Raw genomic sequence first — 16,304 nt, 5'->3', positions numbered from 1 at the left:
CGACGCGACAGGCACGACAGAGAGGACCACGTCGATGAGAAGCCGCGCGGCTATCCTCTACGGCTACGGCCAGCCCTGGACGGTCGAAGAATTCGAGCTCGATCCGCCGCGCGCCGGCGAGGTGCTGGTGGCGCTCACCGCCTGCGGGTTGTGCCACTCCGACGAACACATCCGGCAAGGAATGCTCGCGCCGCAACCCGAGACCGCGGGGGCCGCCGGAGCGCCGGCCATGACGCCGACCATTGGCGGCCACGAAGGTTCCGGCGTGGTGGTCGAGGTGGGCGAGGGAGTGACCCGCTTCTCGCCCGGCGATCACGTGGTGACATCCTTCGTCGCCGTGTGCGGTCAGTGCCGTTGGTGCGCGTCGGGAATGCAATACCTCTGCGACAAGGGGTCTGGCACCCTGGCGCCCGGCATGCCGACCGACGGCACCTTTCGCCACCACACTCTCGACGGACGAAACCTCGCACACATCTCCAAGATTGGGGCGTTCGCCGAACACACCGTCGTCGCGGCCGACTCGCTGGTCAAGGTCGACCAACGGTTCCCGCTGGTACCTGCGGCGCTGTTGGCATGTGCAATACCGACCGGCTATGGTTCTGCAACCCGGCGCGCCAACGTGCGTGGCGGCGACACCGCGGTGGTTATCGGCGCAGGAGGCATCGGTAGCGCTGCCATTCAAGGCGCCCGCATCGCCGGTGCGGCCCGAATCGTCGCTGTCGACCCGATGGAGTTCAAACGCAAATCCGCGATGACCTTCGGTGCCACGCACACCGCGACCACCGCGGCCGAGGCCACCGAGATGGTGCGTGAGCTCACGCGCGGCGTGATGGCAGACGCGGTGATCGTCTCCCCGGCCACGATCGGTGCGGCCGATGTCGCCGAAGGGCTGGCTCTCACCCGCAAGGCCGGGACCTGTGTGCTCACCGGCCTGCCCGCGTCTGCGGCCGGCGCTATCGCGTTCGGCCTGCAAGAGTTCATCCTGATGAATAAGACGTTGTGCGGCACGGTCTTCGGCTCGTGCAATCCCAAGAGCGACATTCCCGTACTGGCCACGCTGTATGAGTCCGGTCAGCTGCTTCTGGACGAGATGATCACCAAACGTTACGCGCTCGACGACATCAACGATGCCTATGCCGACCTAGTTGCGGGCAAGCTGATCCGCGGCGTCATCGACTTCAGTCTGCGCTAGCCGGGCCAGGCCGCCTTGCTCCAGTCTTGCTGACGGGGCTATTCCAGTGCGGTGCAACCAATCCCGAGGACGCAACCGCCACGTGCGGCGCGCGTATTCCAGTGCCGTATAGGGCCATTGGGTAACGATGCGGCCGGTGGGCGAACGAAAGTAGCTGGCGCACTGAGTCCAGACCGTGCGTTCCAGGTCAGCAGAAAGCTGGTCGTTGTAACGCTTTTCGGCCTCCGGGCGGACGTCGAGATAACCCCCACGGCGCGCCAGCCGGCACACCGCGCTGGCCGCTAACCGCGCACCCGCCTCGAGGATGTACACGATCGAGTTACCGCCCTGATTGGTGTTGGGACCGTAAAGCATGAAGAAATTCGGGAAACCGCCGACCGCCACCCCCAAGTAGGCGCTGGGGTCATCACCCCAGCGCGCGTGCAGCTGCTGCCCCCCGATCCCGATGACATCGATGCCTGACAGGTAGCGCGACGTCTCGAATCCGGTGGCCAGCACGATCGCGTCGACATCGACGACTCGACCGGCCTCGGTGACGACCGAGGTCTTGGTGATGGTGTCGATGGGGTCGGCGACGAGTTCCACGTGATCGTGCTGTAGTGCCCGGTAGTACTCGTCGCCCAACAACACTCGCTTGCAACGGAACGGATAGTCCGGTGTCAGCGCGCGGCGCAGCCGCTCGTCGGCCACGGTGTCCTCGAGGAACGATGTTGCGATCTGCGAGCGCGAAGCCACCACCGGGTCATCGGCAAAGGTCGCGGTGTTGTCATGCAGGAACTTCCAGATCTGCCATCGCGCGCGCCGTACCGCCAGCGGGTTGCGCCGGAACTGCGTCAACTCTTTTGCGCTGTAGCAGCGGTCGTCCTTCGGGACCATCCATGGCGGTGTGCGCTGGAACACCGTCAGCTCTTGGGCAACCTTCGCCAGTTCGGGGACGACCTGCACCGCGCTGGCTCCGGTGCCAATCACCGCCACCTTCTTGCCTGTTAAGTCGACGCTGTGATCCCACTGCGCGGTGTGCATGAGTGAGCCATCGAACTCGGTCAGACCGGCAATGTCGGGAAACTTGACCGCGCCGAACAAGCCCGCAGCGCAAACCACTACGTCGGCGGTGACGGTGACCGCGCGTCCCGCATGCTCTACCTGGCACTCCCACTGCCAGGTGTCTGGGTTCCACCGAGCGGTGCGCACCTGCGCACCCAGCATGAGGTGGCGGCGTAGGTCGAAGTCATCGACCACCTTTTCCAAATAGGCCAGGATCTCCGGTTGGCGCGCATAGGTGCGGCTCCATGACTTATTGGGCGCGAACGAGAATGAGTACAAATGACTCTGGACATCGCAGGCAGCACCCGGATATGTGTTGCGCCGCCACGTACCGCCGACGCCATCGTCGCCGTCGATGACCACCACGTCATCAATGCCAACCCGGCGCAGCGCCACCGCCGCCGCGATGCCGCCGAAACCGGCGCCAATGATCGCGACCTTCGGTGAACGTCCGCGCCGGGTCGCCGCTTTGAGCCGGCCGCCGAGATACCGCAGTCGGGCCTGCCTGCTCGTCATCGATCGACCCCGGCACCGCGCACCGTGAAGCCTTCCAGGTTCCCTTGGGTCCGCCACGCCTGCAGGATGTCGGCATACTCAGTGGGCGCACCGAAGAAGAAGCTGCCCTGGCGTGTCTTGACGTCCGCCTTTCCCTCCCGGTTGTAGTACCCCGGCGTGCATGTCTTGGCTCGACCTACGGTGGCCGTCGAACGAGCCAAAACCGTGTCGACCCAGGCGGCTTCCGCATCCGACGATGCTTCCACCTCGGTCGCCCCATGCTCGAGCGCCCACGCGATGACCCATGCGACGTGGCTGGCCTGCACGTCGAGCAGGTACGGGAAATTCACCGTGAGCCCAGCCTGGGCGATGCTCTCGATGAAACAGTTCGGGAAACGGTGAGCGCACAGGCCTTGGAAAGTACGCACGCCGTGGCGCCAGTAGTCAGTCAACGTCACGCCGTCGCGGCCGATCAGATCGAAACCTGTCCGGCGGCAGTAATCGGTGCCCACCTCGAAGCCCGTCGCGAAGATGAGGCAGTCAAGCGGGTAAGCGACTCCGTCGACGACCACGCCGGACTCCGTGATGCGCTCGACCCCACGCCCCTCGGTATCGACCAAGGTGACGTTGTCCCGATTGAACGTCTGCAGATATTCGTCATGAAAACACGGCCGCTTGCAGAAGTAGCCGTACCAGGGTTTGAGCGCTTCGGCGGTGCCACGATCGGTGACGAGCTGGTCGACGCGCGCTCGGATTTCTTCCATCTTGGAAAAGTCCGCGAGCTCGATTTCGCGCGTGCGTTGCTCGGGGTCCGACGACCCGTCACTGTCATGGCGCATGACCGGAAGCTTGCGGGTAATGCTGGTCCACGCATCGGCAACCAGGTCTTCAGGCGCCTGGCCGCCGGCGGTGAGGATCTGGAAGTTCTGTATCCGCTCGCGTTGCCAGCCGGGCTGTAATGCGTCGGCCCACCGCTGGTCGGTGGGCTCATTGGCTCTGACATCCACCGACGACGGGGTGCGTTGGAAAACATACAGCTGTTGCGCGGCCGCGGCCAGGTGCGGCACACACTGGACAGCCGTCGCGCCCGTTCCGATGATGCCCACACGTTTGCCGGCCAGGTTCTCCAGGCGCTGTCCGGTGTAGTCGTAGTCCCACCGGCTGGTGTGAAAGGTCGTGCCGCGGAAGGTGGCAATCCCCGGGATGCCGGGCAGCTTCGGCTTGGCCTGATATCCATTGGCCATGGAGACAAACTTGGCCCGCATCTGGTCACCGTGGTTGGTCCGGATGATCCACCGGGACGTCGCTGCGTCCCAACGGATCTCATGGACGTCGGTCTGCAGGCACGCGTCGCGGTACAGGTCAAAATGCTCGGCGATGCGCTTGCAGTGCGCGAAGATCTCGGCGCCTTTGGCGTACTTCTCCGTGGGGACGTAGCCGAGCTCCTCGAGCAGCGGCATGTAGACATAGGACTCAACATCGCAGGCGATTCCCGGATATCGGTTCCAGTACCAGGTACCGCCCACGTCAGCCGCCCTGTCGATCAACCGCACCCGGTCGACACCGAGCTGCCGTAGCCGCGCACCGGTCAACAGCCCCCCGAAGCCGGCGCCGACGATGGCCACATCAACCTCGTCGGTGCGGGGCGCGCGGGTGAACTCCCCATCCACCCAAGGGTCTTTGTCGAACCGGGCGAACTCGCCGGCCACCTCCACGTACTGCGCGATGCCGTCGGCCCGCAAGCGCCTTGCCCGCTCTTCGGCGTACTTCCGGCGCAACGCTTCGACATCGAGCGCGCACCCAACAGTCTCGGTCAAGGTATCGACTCCCGTCTCCGTGAGGCCGACTTTATAAGTAATCGATTGATTATATCAACCGTTGTCGTGGTTACCCGCCTCTGGCGACCGGGTCGCTCGGACCTACGACCGCTGGAACAGCGTGCCGTTGACCAGGCCCTTGGCGCAGCGCAGCGCGGCGTGGAAGTCCGCCGGCGGCACGGTGGCGGCCAGCTCGGTGAGGCCGTAGATAAGCGCATAGATCGCCTCGATCGCACCTTGCGGGTTTGCCTGTTCAGTGAGCTCCCCGCGCCGCTGGGCGTCGTCGACCATGCCCACGATGATCTCGCGGAACGCCCTAAACCCGTATGCAGCCGGTTCTCGGCTTGACTCCGGCCCGTCTAGGTCGACGACGTTTTCTGCGCGGATCGCAAACTCGAACGAGGCCAGGTCTGGGTACTCGCGGATCAATTCGCCACACTCGTCGAGCACCGCTTCGATCCGTTCGACGATGCCGCCGCTACCCTCGGCAGCCTTGCGCAACCGCGGCATCGCGATATCCGCTCTGGCCGCGATCGTTGCCTTGATCAACTCCGACTTGTTCGGAAAGTAGTTGTAGAGACTGGCGCTCGTCACGTTCGCCGTCCGGGCAATTTCGCGGATCGTTGCCCGTGAGTAACCCACCTGACTGACACAGCGCATCGCGGCGGCGATAATCCGCTGGCGGGTCTCCACGCCGCTGGCGCCGACCGGGCGGCCCAGTTGCGCCCGGGTCATTCGGCTCGCTTTGTCACTGTGGTCGTGTCCTCACTTGCGTGTCTTGCCCACCCACTAACCTCGGGCACACTACCGACATAGTCGAACATATTCGGTCGAATATATTCGAATGATCCAGGAGTCCAGGCGTGCCAGGGAGTGCGCGGTGAGTGACCGACAGACCGACGGCAGGCGCCGCACGGCATGACCGCTACGTCCTCTCCATCGTCCTCGCCATCCGGGTCCGCGCTGCAGATTGGCGCCAACACAAGTCCGCGCTACGCAACACGACGGCCGAAGAGGTTCCTGCGCGAAACCGGCGCCGAGGATGCTGACCCGGAAAACCGAAAATATCCTGGTTCCCCCGCCCGGAAATCAGCCGGCAGGGGTCAACGATGAGCTTGCTTACCGCGTTGCGGCTGAACATGACCAATATCGCCGATCCGGCGGCCGACCACGCCGAGCGCTACCAGGCCGCACTCGACATGGCCGAGTATGCCGATCGGTGCGGATTCACTGCCGTCAGCGGCGAAGAGCACCACTTGTCTGCAACGGGGTGGCTACCGTCGCCACTAATTCTGGCTGCGGCGATCGCCGGACGAACTCGCACGGTGCGAATCAGCATCAACGCATTGATCATCCCGCTCTACGATCCCGTCCGCCTCGCCGAAGACATCGCCGTGCTGGACAACCTCGCTTTGGGCCGATTCAGCTTTGTGGCCGGTATGGGCTACCGACCCGAGGAGTATCACGCAGCGGGCAAGGATTGGTCGAAACGCGGCATCCTGATGGACGACTGCCTCTCCGTGATGCTGCAGGCCTGGAGCGACCAGCCCTTCCACTACCATGGTCGGCTCATTGACGTCACCCCGAAGCCACACACGCGGCCGCATCCGATGGTCTTCGTCGGCGGGATGACGGCCGCGGCGGCGCGGCGAGCGGCGCGCTTCGGGCTCCCGTTCTCGCCGCCAATGGCCATGCCCGAGCTAGCAGCCCTGTACCACCAAGAGTTGCGCAAACATGGCAAACCGGGCTCCCAGACGGGCTTTGTCTACCATCCCGAAAACGGCAGCACCGTCACGTTCTTGCACAACGATCCCGACGAGGCCTGGGCACGCTACGGCACCTTCATTATGAACGAGGCCGCCGAGTACAGCGCGTGGAAGCGGTCCGGCGTCCCGCGACCCAACGAGACCGCCGCGTCATCGATCGAGGAGCTGCGACATCTCAACAACGTCGAGATCCTGACACCCGAGCAGTTGGTCGACCAGACCCGCTGCGGGAGAAAAGAAGTCGTGATAAACCCGCTGATCGGGGGACTTCCCATCGACGAGGGATGGGCCAGCTTGCAGCTTTTGGCCGATGAAGTCCTGCCCCGGATCTCACCGGCCGATCCCGACCGGGCTGAACGCTAGCCGGCGTAGCGATCACGCAGCCTGGCCAACGTCGCTTCGATACCCGTCGCGTTGGCCCTCGCGAAACCCGTCCGCTCGTAATACTTCAGCTTGCGCTTGATCGCGCCGGCCTCGTGGTAGTCGAACGTCTCAGTGACGCGGGTCAGCGTAGGTGAGAGCGATTCGAATTCCCATCGCCAGCGGTGGCCGAACGGGTGACGCCATTCGACCAGCTCGTTCGGTTTGAGCGCGGTCACCGTGCTGGTAATGCGGTAGGGCACGCCGTACAACCGCATCTTGGTCGAAAACTTCATGCCGGCAACCAATGTCGCCGGCGCCTTGATGTTCTCACCGACCGTGCCCGATCCGTCCAGTTCCCGATGACGCCGCGGATCGGCAACGATCCCGAACAGCTCGGCCGCCGGCGCGGCCACCTCGACAGAACGGCTAACCCGGCAAGGGCCGGCGTCGACAACGGTGACGGTCATCATCCTCCCCTTCGAGTGTCTGATCGATAGGTATGGCGCGGCGTTGCTGTGATACGTCGACCTTATCGGGGCTCTACCGGCCGGCGGCGCCGCCCCCACAGGCTAGCCATGGGCTCCTGCGGCGGCGCCTCGTGGCAGCAGCGGCAATGAGTCAATGGGAAAACAGCAGCGTGGTGTTCGGTGATCTCAAACCCATGCGTTAGGCGGACTACACCGAGGTCATCTGCGGGCCTGTCACCGTTTCCGGGACAGCAAACATAGACGACATCCGCCCACCTCCCCCTACAGCAAACCCTCGTCAACCACGAACAAGCTGGGACATCTTTGGCGAGACGTGACCGCAAATTTGATAAATTCGTTGTCTCGCGACGTCGGGTGCGCTGCCACCCGACCGGCCGCGTTGCGCCTCGAATACACACGGGGCCAATCGCTGGCGCCGCACACATCGCAAGTCAGATCGCCAGATCCATTGTTCTGCTGGAGATCCATTGTTCGGCGGAGCAATAACTTCTTTCACCGTTTTCACTGGTTGATTCGATGTCACTACGAATACCGCCACCAAAGGGCAGAACGGCCTCGCCTTTCGATGCAGGAATAGATGACCAGCCAGCTCTGGCCCATCGGCACACTCTGCGCAGGCCAACAGCGTGGGCAACGCGATGCCCTCCCGCCTACGACAACCCGTTGAGTCCGTTTTGGCCGACTAGTAGCCCGCCGGCGCCGCCCGTGCCGGGGCCGCCAGCAGTGTCGCCGGTGCCGCCGTTGCCGCCGTTGCCGCCGTTGCCGATCAGCCCGGCGTTGCCGCCGGCACCGCCGGCCCCGCCTTCGCGGCCGGGTGCGAGGCCGCCCGCACCGCCGCTGCCGCCCGGTCCGCCGCTACCCCACAGCTGGCCGCCGGCACCACCGCGTCCACCAGCACCTCCGTCACTGGCTAGGCCGGACCCGCCGGACCCGCCGGACCCGCCGGTGCCGACCCAGCCGGCGTTGCCGCCGATGCCGCCAGCCCCGCCGGTGCCGGCCCCGAAGGAGTCGACTCCGCCGAACCCGCCGGCCCCACCGCTGCCGAACAGCAGGCCCGCGTTGCCGCCGGCCCCTCCGGCCCCCCCGTCACTAGCTCCGAGTCCGCCGAACCCGCCGGCCCCGCCGTTGCCGAACAGAAAGCCAGCGCTACCGCCGGCACCCCCGGCACCACCGGCGGCGACAGAGCTTCCTCCGACCCCGCCGGCCCCGCCGGCCCCGAACAGCAAGCCGGCGCTACCTCCGACCCCTCCGGCGCCGCCGCTGCCGCCGCCGAGTGGGCTGTCCCCGCCGGCCCCGCCGACCCCGCCGCCGTCACCGACCAGGCCCGCCAGCAACCCGCCGGCCCCGCCGGCCCCGCCAGCCCCGCCGGTCGCCCCTATCGCAGCCCCGCCCGCGCCGCCGACCCCCCCGGCGCCCCATAGCCCGCCGGCCCCACCGGCCCCACCGGTCCCACTGACTGCGCCGCCGAAGCTGCTGACCCCGCCCGCGCCGCCGACGCCGCCGGCACCCAGCAGTCCGCCGGCCCCACCGATTCCGCCGGCTCCACCATCACCGGTCGATGAGCTGCCGCCAATTCCGCCGGTCCCGCCGGTGCCCCACAGCCCGGCGGCCCCACCGGCCCCGCCGGGCAGACCCATGTCCGCTTGGCCGGACCCGCCGGCCCCGCCATCGCCAAGCAGCCATCCGCCGGCCGTACCGTTGGCACCGCTGCCCGGCGCTCCCGGTGTTCCGTTACCGATCAGCGGTCGCCCGGTCAAGGCCTGGACGGGGGTGTTGATCGCGCCCAGCGCCTGTTGCTGCAGGTTATGCAGAACTGAGGTGCTTGCCTGGGCGTTGAATCCGTCTAGTCCCAGAAGCAGCCCGCCGATCCCGCCGGTACCGGTGGCGCCGGTGGTCAGGCCCGTGCCGCCGGCGCCGCCGTTGCCGCCGTTGCCGATGAACACCCCGCTGCCGCCGGTACCCCCCGCCCCGCCGGTTGCGGCCCCTTCTCCGCCGAGCCCGCCGGCCCCGCCGTTGCCGACGAGCAGCCCACCGGCTCCGCCGGCCCCACCGACGCCCCCATCGCCGGCGTCGCCGAACCCGCCGTCCCCACCTACTCCACCGTTGCCGAACCAGCCGCCGTCGCCGCCGGCCCCACCGGGCCCACCGTTGGCCCCGGCCGCGCTGACGCCGCCGGTGCCGCCCGGCCCACCGCTGCCGGACAGCAGCCCGGCATTGCCCCCGGCGCCACCGGTCCCGCCGACGCCGGTATTGGCAAATCCGCCGTCCCCACCGGCTCCGCCGGTACCAAGCAGCAGTCCAGCGTTGCCGCCGGTCCCGCCGTCCCCACCGTCACTAGTGCTGAATCCGCCGGCTCCTCCGGCCCCTCCGGCGCCGAACAGCGCACCGGCATCGCCGCCGGCCCCACCGACACCGCCGCTGATGCTGCCAAATCCGCCGGTTCCGCCGACACCGCCGCCGGCACCGACTAGCCCGGCAAGCAGGCCTCCAGTCCCGCCGGCTCCGCCCGCACCGCCCATCCCGCTGCTGCCACTGGCGGACGCACCGACCCCTCCGGTTCCACCGGCACCGAACAGCCCGCCGGCCCCACCGATCCCGCCGGCCCCACCGACCGCGGTGGGTACGGCGACACCCGTCGCGATCCCGCCGGCCCCACCGGCCCCACCGGTCCCGAGCAGCCACCCACCGGCGCCGCCGGCCCCGCCGGCGCCGCCGAGATCAGCCGAGCGTCCGCCGGCCCCACCGGCTCCGCCGGTGCCGATCAGCCCGGCCGCTCCGCCGGCACCGCCGGGCAGCCCGGCCGCACCCGAGCCGCCGGCCCCTCCATCACCAAGCAACCACCCACCCGGTGCCCCGTTGGCCCCGGTACCGGGGGCACCGTTAGCGCCGTTGCCGATCAACGGACGTCCCGTTAGCGCGAGAACGGGCGCATTGATCGCGCCCAGCACATCCTGCGCCACGGCTTGCGCAGGGTTGGCCATAGCCGCAGCGCTGACCGTCTCGGCGCTTCCATACGCCTCGGCGCCGGCAGTCAACACCTGCACAAACTGTCGGTGAAATCCTGCCGCCTGGGCGCTGAATGTCTGATAGGCGCGGCCCTGGCTGGAAAAGAGCGCGGCGATCGCCGCCGACACTTCATCGGCACCGGCAGCCATCAATTGCGTGGTTGCCGGCGCCGCCGCAGCGTTCGCGACACTCAAAGCCGACCCGATACCGGCCAACTCGGCCGAAGCTGCCCACAGCGCCTCCGGCGCCGCGATAAAAAAAGCCATTGGCTACCTTCCCAATAGGTAATGAGCAAACGAATAGGCTGCGATGGCCCCGGAAGCGTACGGTCGGCGACGAGCTATCGGGCAATCGAAGGAGAGTGGTGTCGCGTCCAGGGCCTTCAGCCTTAAAGGCACGGTATGGCCCTGAGTCGTGCGAAAGCTATACGTGAACCATCGTAGGCATGGTTGCGGGGTCGTAGACGTGCACGCCGCGAATTTCATCTCTAGGACGCATTCAGCTCCTAAGTCGTACAAAATCTATACGTAAATTTGCCTATTTCTGCGACGTAGTGGTCGATTCGCGCCGCGCGGGATGGGGCCGGCCGCGAAATCGGGTCCGACCAGCTAGCATGCCTGCTGAGAATTGTCGCTGGTGAACTGGAGCTATGGCGCGTGACTCAATCCTTGCCCACCGGAACGGTGACATTTCTTCTCGGCGATGTCGACTACTCAATTCGCATGTGGCACGACAAACCCGACAGGATGGCTGCCGCTAGCGGTCGCCTGGATCAAGCTGTGACCGACCTCGTTGCTAACCATCGGGGAGTGCGGTTGGTTCAACAGGGTGAGGACGACAGCTTCCTGGCCGCGTTCTCCCTTGCGAGTGATGCGGTTGCGTGTGCGCTGGGGTTGCAGCAGGCGCCTTTGACGCCGATCCGATTGCGCATCGCCGTGCATACCGGCCAAGTGCGCTTGCGTGACGACGCCACCTACGCTGGCTCAACGATCAATCGGACCCGGGTGCTGCGGGATCTGGCCCATGGTGGCCAGACATTACTGTCGGGTGCCACCGAGCAGCTTGTGGTCGACTGGCTACCGGCAGACGCATGGTTGATCGATCTGGGCACCCATCGATTGGATGATCTGAGTCGGCCCGAGCGGTTGGTGCAGCTGTGCCATCCCAGGGTGGGCAACAAATTCCCGCCGTTGCGAACCGCCAATACTGGTGAAACACACAATGTTCCGGTGCGCCTGACGAGTTTCGTGGGCCGCGGCGCGCAACTGACCCAGCTGCATACGCTGTTGGTCGACAACCGGCTGGTGACGCTGACCGGTGCCGGTGGTATCGGCAAGACGCGTCTGGGTGCTGAGCTGGCGGTGCGACTTGCGCCCGAGCAGCGTGACGGTGCCTGGTATGTCGACCTCGCGACGATCACCGATCCTGCTGGTGTTGCGATTGCGGCGGCACGTGCTCTGGGCCTTCCGGATCTGCCCGGTATGACGACGATGGACGCATTGGTCCAGTTCGTGGGCGAGCGCCAGATGTTGATGGTGCTGGACAACTGCGAACATCTGCTTGGCGCTACCGCATCCTTGGCGGTGGCCCTGTTGAGCGCCAATACTGGGTTGCGGCTACTGGCAACGAGCCGTGAGCCTCTCGGTGTGTTCGGTGAAGTGACGTTGGTGGTGCCTTCGCTACCGCTGGCCGATGAGGCCGTGGAGTTGTTCGCCGATCGGGCACGTCGGGTTCGGCCCGATTTCGCGGTGACCGAAGATAATGAGGGCGCGGTAGTGGAGATCTGTCGGCGCCTTGACGGCATGCCGCTGGCGATCGAACTGGCCGCGGCGCGGGTGCGGGCGTTGTCGCTGGAGGAGATTGCCGGCAGTCTCGATGACCGGCTTCGGCTTCTGACCGGAGGTGGGTCGACCGCGTTGCCCCGCCACCAAACTCTGCGCGCCTGTGTCGATTGGTCGCATGCCTTGCTGAGCGAGAACGAACGCGTCGTGTTGCGCCGCCTGGCGGTATTCATGGGCGGGTTCGACCTCGACGGGGCCCGAGCCGTCGCCGCCGGCACCATCGTCGAGGACCATCAAGTCCGCGACCAGCTCGTCTTGCTCGTCGATAGGTCGCTGATTCTTGCCGATAACACCGGCGACCGAACACGCTATCGTCTGCTGGAGACGGTGCGTCACTACGCGTTGGAGAAATTGGGCGAGGCCGGTGAGACCGACGACGTCGCCGACCGCCACCGTGATTACTACGCGTTACTGGCGGTGTTCCTGCTCGACCCCGAACGCCGTGACTATGAACAACGCCTGGGGCAGGCATGCGACGAGATGGACAACTTCCGACACGCATTCAGGCGGAGCATCGAAACGGGTGCCATCGGGCGCGCGTTGGAGCTCGCGTCCTCGCTAGAGCCGATCTGGCAGTCGCACGGCCGGATCCAGGAAGGACTGGCCTGGCTTGAGACTGGGCTCGCCGAAATCGATGCGCCAAACTTGTCACCCGAAGTCCATGTGCAAGCAATCGCCAGCCGCGCAACGCTGCTCAACATGGTCGGCATCGCGGCAAACATTGACGAAACCGAACAGGCCCTGACCGTCGCTCGAACCCTCGACGACCGAGTCTTATTGGTGCGCGCGCTGATCGGCCGCGGCTGCGCCTCCCGCTACGACGCCCAGGCGGCGGGGCCGTATTTTGCCGAGGCGGTCCAGCTTGCCCGGGAAATTGGCGATTCGTGGCTGCTGAGTCAAGCTCTCTTCCGGCAGACTATGCCGGCGATCATCGCCGGCGACTTCGCCGCAACGGTCGACCCGGCGACGAAAGCGCTCGACACTGCCGAAGCCACCGGTGATCAGTTCGCCGCCCGTCACTTACGCATGTTCGAGGGAATCAGATTGTTCCTTCGGGGTGATTTGGCGGCGGCGTTAGTTCTGTTCGAAACCCTCATTGACGAAGCGACCACGGCGCGGGACGCGAAGTTTCGGGTCTATGGCTTGGTCATAGAGGGCTACGTGCGGGCGCTTCACGGCGACGCTGTCGGTGCCCAGGCGTCTTCAAACATGGCCCTGGAAGACAGCGCCGAACTTCCTGGGTTCCACAACGGCGCGGCGTACGCTGGCGTTGCGGTTGCCTGCCTCACCACCGGCGATGCGGTTGCGGCGTGGCGGACCGCCGAGGAAGCTCGGCGGCGCACCAACCTCGAGCCAGCGACCGCGGCACTATTCGTGTGGGCGGCGTTGGGGCCGCTGGGTTGTGGCGACCTTGCTGCGGCCCGTCGCTGGGCCGACGACGTCGTAACCGCTACGAACGGCGCGGTTCTGGCGCTAGCGCTGTCGACCCGTTCGCGGGTCGCAATCGGCCAGCGCGACCTGCGACAAGCCGACCGCGACGCGCAGGATGCGCTTGCGATTGTCTCCGATATGCAGACCTTCCTCGTACTTCCGGAGATTCTCGAGTGTCTTGCAGATCTCGCGTGCGACTCTGGCGACCACCGCGATGCGGCAAGGCTGTGCGGCGCGGCCGATGCCGCGCGGCGGGGTACGGGCGCTGTGCGGTTCAAGGTACTTGACGAAAGCTATGCGGCGACGCTCGCGGCACTGCGTGCGGCCTTAGGGGACAACGACTTTGACGAGGCGTGGGCAGAGGGTCTGGCCATGTCGACCGAGCAAGCGATTGCCCACTCCCAGCGTCGCCGCCGGAGTGAGCGTAACCGTCCGAAGAAGGGTTGGGCCTCACTAACTCCGACCGAACTGCAGGTTGTGCGACTCGTCAGTGAAGGGCTGGCCAACAAGAACATCGCTACCCGGCTTGAGATTTCGTCCCGAACCGTCCAGACGCACCTCACGAACATATACGCCAAGCTCGACCTGAACTCGCGCATACAGCTCGCTCGAGAGGCAGCACGTCAGGTGTGAATATCGGTGGCCAGGCACGGCGCGGTTGAATGACCGCGAGTGTCGTTGCAGTGTAGGCAATAACGCTAGCGAGAAGTTCGATCGGCAGCGGCCAGCCGCCCCTGCAGCGTGCGGTGGAAGTGTCCGATGGCGGCTTCGTGCCGCCCGAACTCGAGAAATGCATTCGCACCAGCGCGTAATCCGCGCTGCACTCCCTGGGACATCTCATTGTCTTCCCGCGCACCGCGCGCGACGAAGTCGCCCGCGGCCAGCGGGTCTTTCGACGGGCGTTCTTCCGGCGAGCCCTTTTGGACGACATTGGGTCTGGCCATCGTGTAGGTGGTGGCCGTGGTGTGTTCGACGTCCACCGGATCGAGCGCAACCACGATCATCAGGTCGGGGAACGTCGCCAACATCACGTTGGGAAACAGGTGATAGAGGTATGTCACTCGTGCGTCCGTCGTCCAGCTGTCCTCCGGGCGGTCGCGGAGCCGTTCAATGTTGCGGTAGGGGAACGTGATACGGCTATTGGGGCCAAACGCCTCGACCACGTTGAGGTCGTCGTACTGAAGTGGGTAGAAAGTAGTCTTGTGCGTCGAGCGGATGTGATAGCCCTCAAGAAACTGCTCGACGAGTACCTTCCAATTCATCGCCCGCACCGTCGATTCCACGGACAAGACTTGCTGGGCCGGCACCAGCTTGTCCCGCCACGGAGTCCCATCGGTCAGCCAAGCCATCGCCTCGTCGTCATCGGCCGACGGGCCCGTGCAATCCAGCGCCCCGATGACAACGAGGCCGTCCACCTCGCGGCTTTCGACCTCGACCAGACCTCGCGTCGACATATCCAGATCCGGAAAGGCCTCTGCGTGCGGCACATGCGAGAGCGACCCGTCGAGGCGGTAGGTCCAACCGTGGTAGCGACACACCAGCGCATGGGAACATCCGGTGCCCTCCACGAGGGCGAAGCCGCGATGCCTACATGCGTTGCGGAACACCCGCACCCGATGATCGCGACCCCGCACGGCGAACAAGGGGACTCCATAGGCCACGCGCTCGATGTGGTCACCAGGGTTCGGGATAGTAGCGGTGGGCACGAAGACGCTCGGCGCGTTGCGCAGCAACCGGAGTTCATCGGCAAAAAGGCGCGGATTCAAATAGTTGTCGACGGGCTCGCGCCAGGGTTCACCTTCATCGGTGGTGCCCGCGTCGATATGGGCAAGAATGCGCCGAGCGATCTCGATATCGTCAGCAACTACCGATTTGGTCGGCAAGCTCATGCGTGCCAGTATCACACTATGAGCATCACGCGTCAACGAGTTAGTGATACCGGTGATCGGCGAAGATAACCGCACAGCCACGGCAACCTCCTCTCGTGTGAGCGAGCTGATCGGCAACCGGCCGCTGAGCGCGCGCTCCGTGCTCGCGTCGGCTCTCCTGGGGGCCGACGCCGCCCAACTTTCGGTCGCGGAGCTAGTCGCGGTCGCCTCGCTCTTTGGCATTAGCGACGGCGCCGCCCGCACCTGCCTGTGGCGAATGGTCTCCAACGGCGAACTCTCCGGTGACGGCGGTAGCTATGCGCTCGCCGGGCGTTTGTTGGAGCGCCGTCAACGTGTCGACGAGGCCTCACGGATCGAGGACGAAGCCGCAGCCGAATGGGACGGAACCTGGGAACTGGCGGTTGTCTCGGTGGAGCGTCGTTCGGCAGCCGATCGCCTCGAACTCAGAAGAGCGGCGATGGCACTGCACTTCGCCGAGCTGCGCGAGGGCGTGTGGCTACGACCGGACAACCTTGATCCGCAACGGCTTCCATCATCACGGTCGGTCCTGGACCGGCAGTGCACCCACTTTCGCGACGCCGCCACCGATATCAGCGTCGACAAACTTCGATCGCTCTTCGCGCTCGATGAGTGGGCAGCGGACGCGAGAGCGCTCATTGCGGCGATGGACATCGCGCTCGGCGCCAGCGAAAGCGACGATTCGACCCAACACGCCGCGTACCAGTTCGCTTTGTCCATCGCTGCGGTCCGCCATCTTCAGCTCGACCCCCAACTACCCATCGAGCTCATCCCGCATCATTGGCCGGGGCACACATTGCGCAGCACCTGCCGCACTTTCTATGACGCATTCACCGCACGAATGAACCGCGCTTTCCGATGACACCATTGCCCCGGCAATCAAGCCGTGCCCACGCTCAGAATCGCCGCTGAAACTCACTGAAACCCACTGAAACCCGTTGCCGCAACCGAAGA

General features: G+C 65.8%; 10 protein-coding genes. 4 read left to right on the top strand and 6 right to left on the bottom strand.

All coding sequences use genetic code 11. From position 1 onward, the window contains the following. The first annotated feature begins 34 nt into the window (after window positions 1-34). Window positions 35-1,192: a Zn-dependent alcohol dehydrogenase gene (locus tag F6B93_RS01035; protein WP_211697276.1), complete on the top strand. Its 1,158-nt coding sequence runs from the start codon at window positions 35-37 to the stop codon at window positions 1,190-1,192. On the opposite strand, the gene F6B93_RS01030 is transcribed toward F6B93_RS01035, so the two are convergent. The 3 genes from F6B93_RS01030 to F6B93_RS01020 all read right to left on the bottom strand — a co-directional run bounded on the left by F6B93_RS01030 (window position 1,142) and on the right by F6B93_RS01020 (window position 5,283). Further along, complete coding sequence (locus tag F6B93_RS01030) at window positions 1,142-2,752, bottom strand: flavin-containing monooxygenase (RefSeq protein ID WP_211697274.1); 1,611 nt, start codon at window positions 2,750-2,752, stop codon at window positions 1,142-1,144. The genes F6B93_RS01035 and F6B93_RS01030 overlap by 51 nt on opposite strands. After that, the gene (locus tag F6B93_RS01025; protein ID WP_211697272.1) at window positions 2,749-4,548 is read right to left on the bottom strand and encodes a flavin-containing monooxygenase; all 1,800 of its coding nucleotides are present in this window, start codon (window positions 4,546-4,548) and stop codon (window positions 2,749-2,751) included. Before F6B93_RS01025 ends, F6B93_RS01030 begins: the two co-directional genes overlap by 4 nt. A gap of 102 nt (window positions 4,549-4,650) precedes the next feature. Beyond that, window positions 4,651-5,283 (bottom strand): TetR/AcrR family transcriptional regulator, encoded by a 633-nt coding sequence (locus F6B93_RS01020; protein WP_211697271.1) that lies wholly within the window; start codon window positions 5,281-5,283, stop codon window positions 4,651-4,653. Window positions 5,284-5,657: 374 nt separating this feature from the next. Between F6B93_RS01020 and F6B93_RS01015 the strand changes: the two genes are divergently transcribed. Next, window positions 5,658-6,677, top strand: coding sequence for an LLM class flavin-dependent oxidoreductase (locus F6B93_RS01015; protein WP_211697270.1), 1,020 nt, complete (start codon window positions 5,658-5,660; stop codon window positions 6,675-6,677). On the opposite strand, the gene F6B93_RS01010 is transcribed toward F6B93_RS01015, so the two are convergent. After that, window positions 6,674-7,144, bottom strand: coding sequence for an SRPBCC family protein (locus F6B93_RS01010; protein ID WP_211697269.1), 471 nt, complete (start codon window positions 7,142-7,144; stop codon window positions 6,674-6,676). The genes F6B93_RS01015 and F6B93_RS01010 overlap by 4 nt on opposite strands. A gap of 671 nt (window positions 7,145-7,815) precedes the next feature. Continuing rightward, complete coding sequence (locus F6B93_RS01005; RefSeq protein WP_211697268.1) at window positions 7,816-10,437, bottom strand: PE family protein; 2,622 nt, start codon at window positions 10,435-10,437, stop codon at window positions 7,816-7,818. A 390-nt stretch (window positions 10,438-10,827) separates the two neighbouring features. Between F6B93_RS01005 and F6B93_RS01000 the strand changes: the two genes are divergently transcribed. Continuing rightward, window positions 10,828-14,076, top strand: coding sequence for a helix-turn-helix transcriptional regulator (locus F6B93_RS01000; RefSeq protein WP_246540955.1), 3,249 nt, complete (start codon window positions 10,828-10,830; stop codon window positions 14,074-14,076). Between the two features lie 65 nt (window positions 14,077-14,141). Here the strand turns inward: F6B93_RS01000 and F6B93_RS00995 are convergent, their stop codons facing one another. Continuing rightward, window positions 14,142-15,332, bottom strand: a complete 1,191-nt coding sequence (locus F6B93_RS00995; protein WP_211699199.1) for an aromatic ring-hydroxylating oxygenase subunit alpha — start codon at window positions 15,330-15,332, stop codon at window positions 14,142-14,144. Window positions 15,333-15,429: 97 nt separating this feature from the next. Between F6B93_RS00995 and F6B93_RS00990 the strand changes: the two genes are divergently transcribed. Next, window positions 15,430-16,212 (top strand): PaaX family transcriptional regulator C-terminal domain-containing protein, encoded by a 783-nt coding sequence (locus F6B93_RS00990; RefSeq protein WP_246540954.1) that lies wholly within the window; start codon window positions 15,430-15,432, stop codon window positions 16,210-16,212. The last annotated feature ends 92 nt before the right edge of the window (window positions 16,213-16,304 follow it).

This window comes from Mycobacterium spongiae (genome assembly GCF_018278905.1).
GTDB classification, from domain to species: Bacteria; Actinomycetota; Actinomycetes; order Mycobacteriales; family Mycobacteriaceae; genus Mycobacterium; species Mycobacterium spongiae.
This window is presented reverse-complemented; position numbering and strand designations above follow the sequence as displayed.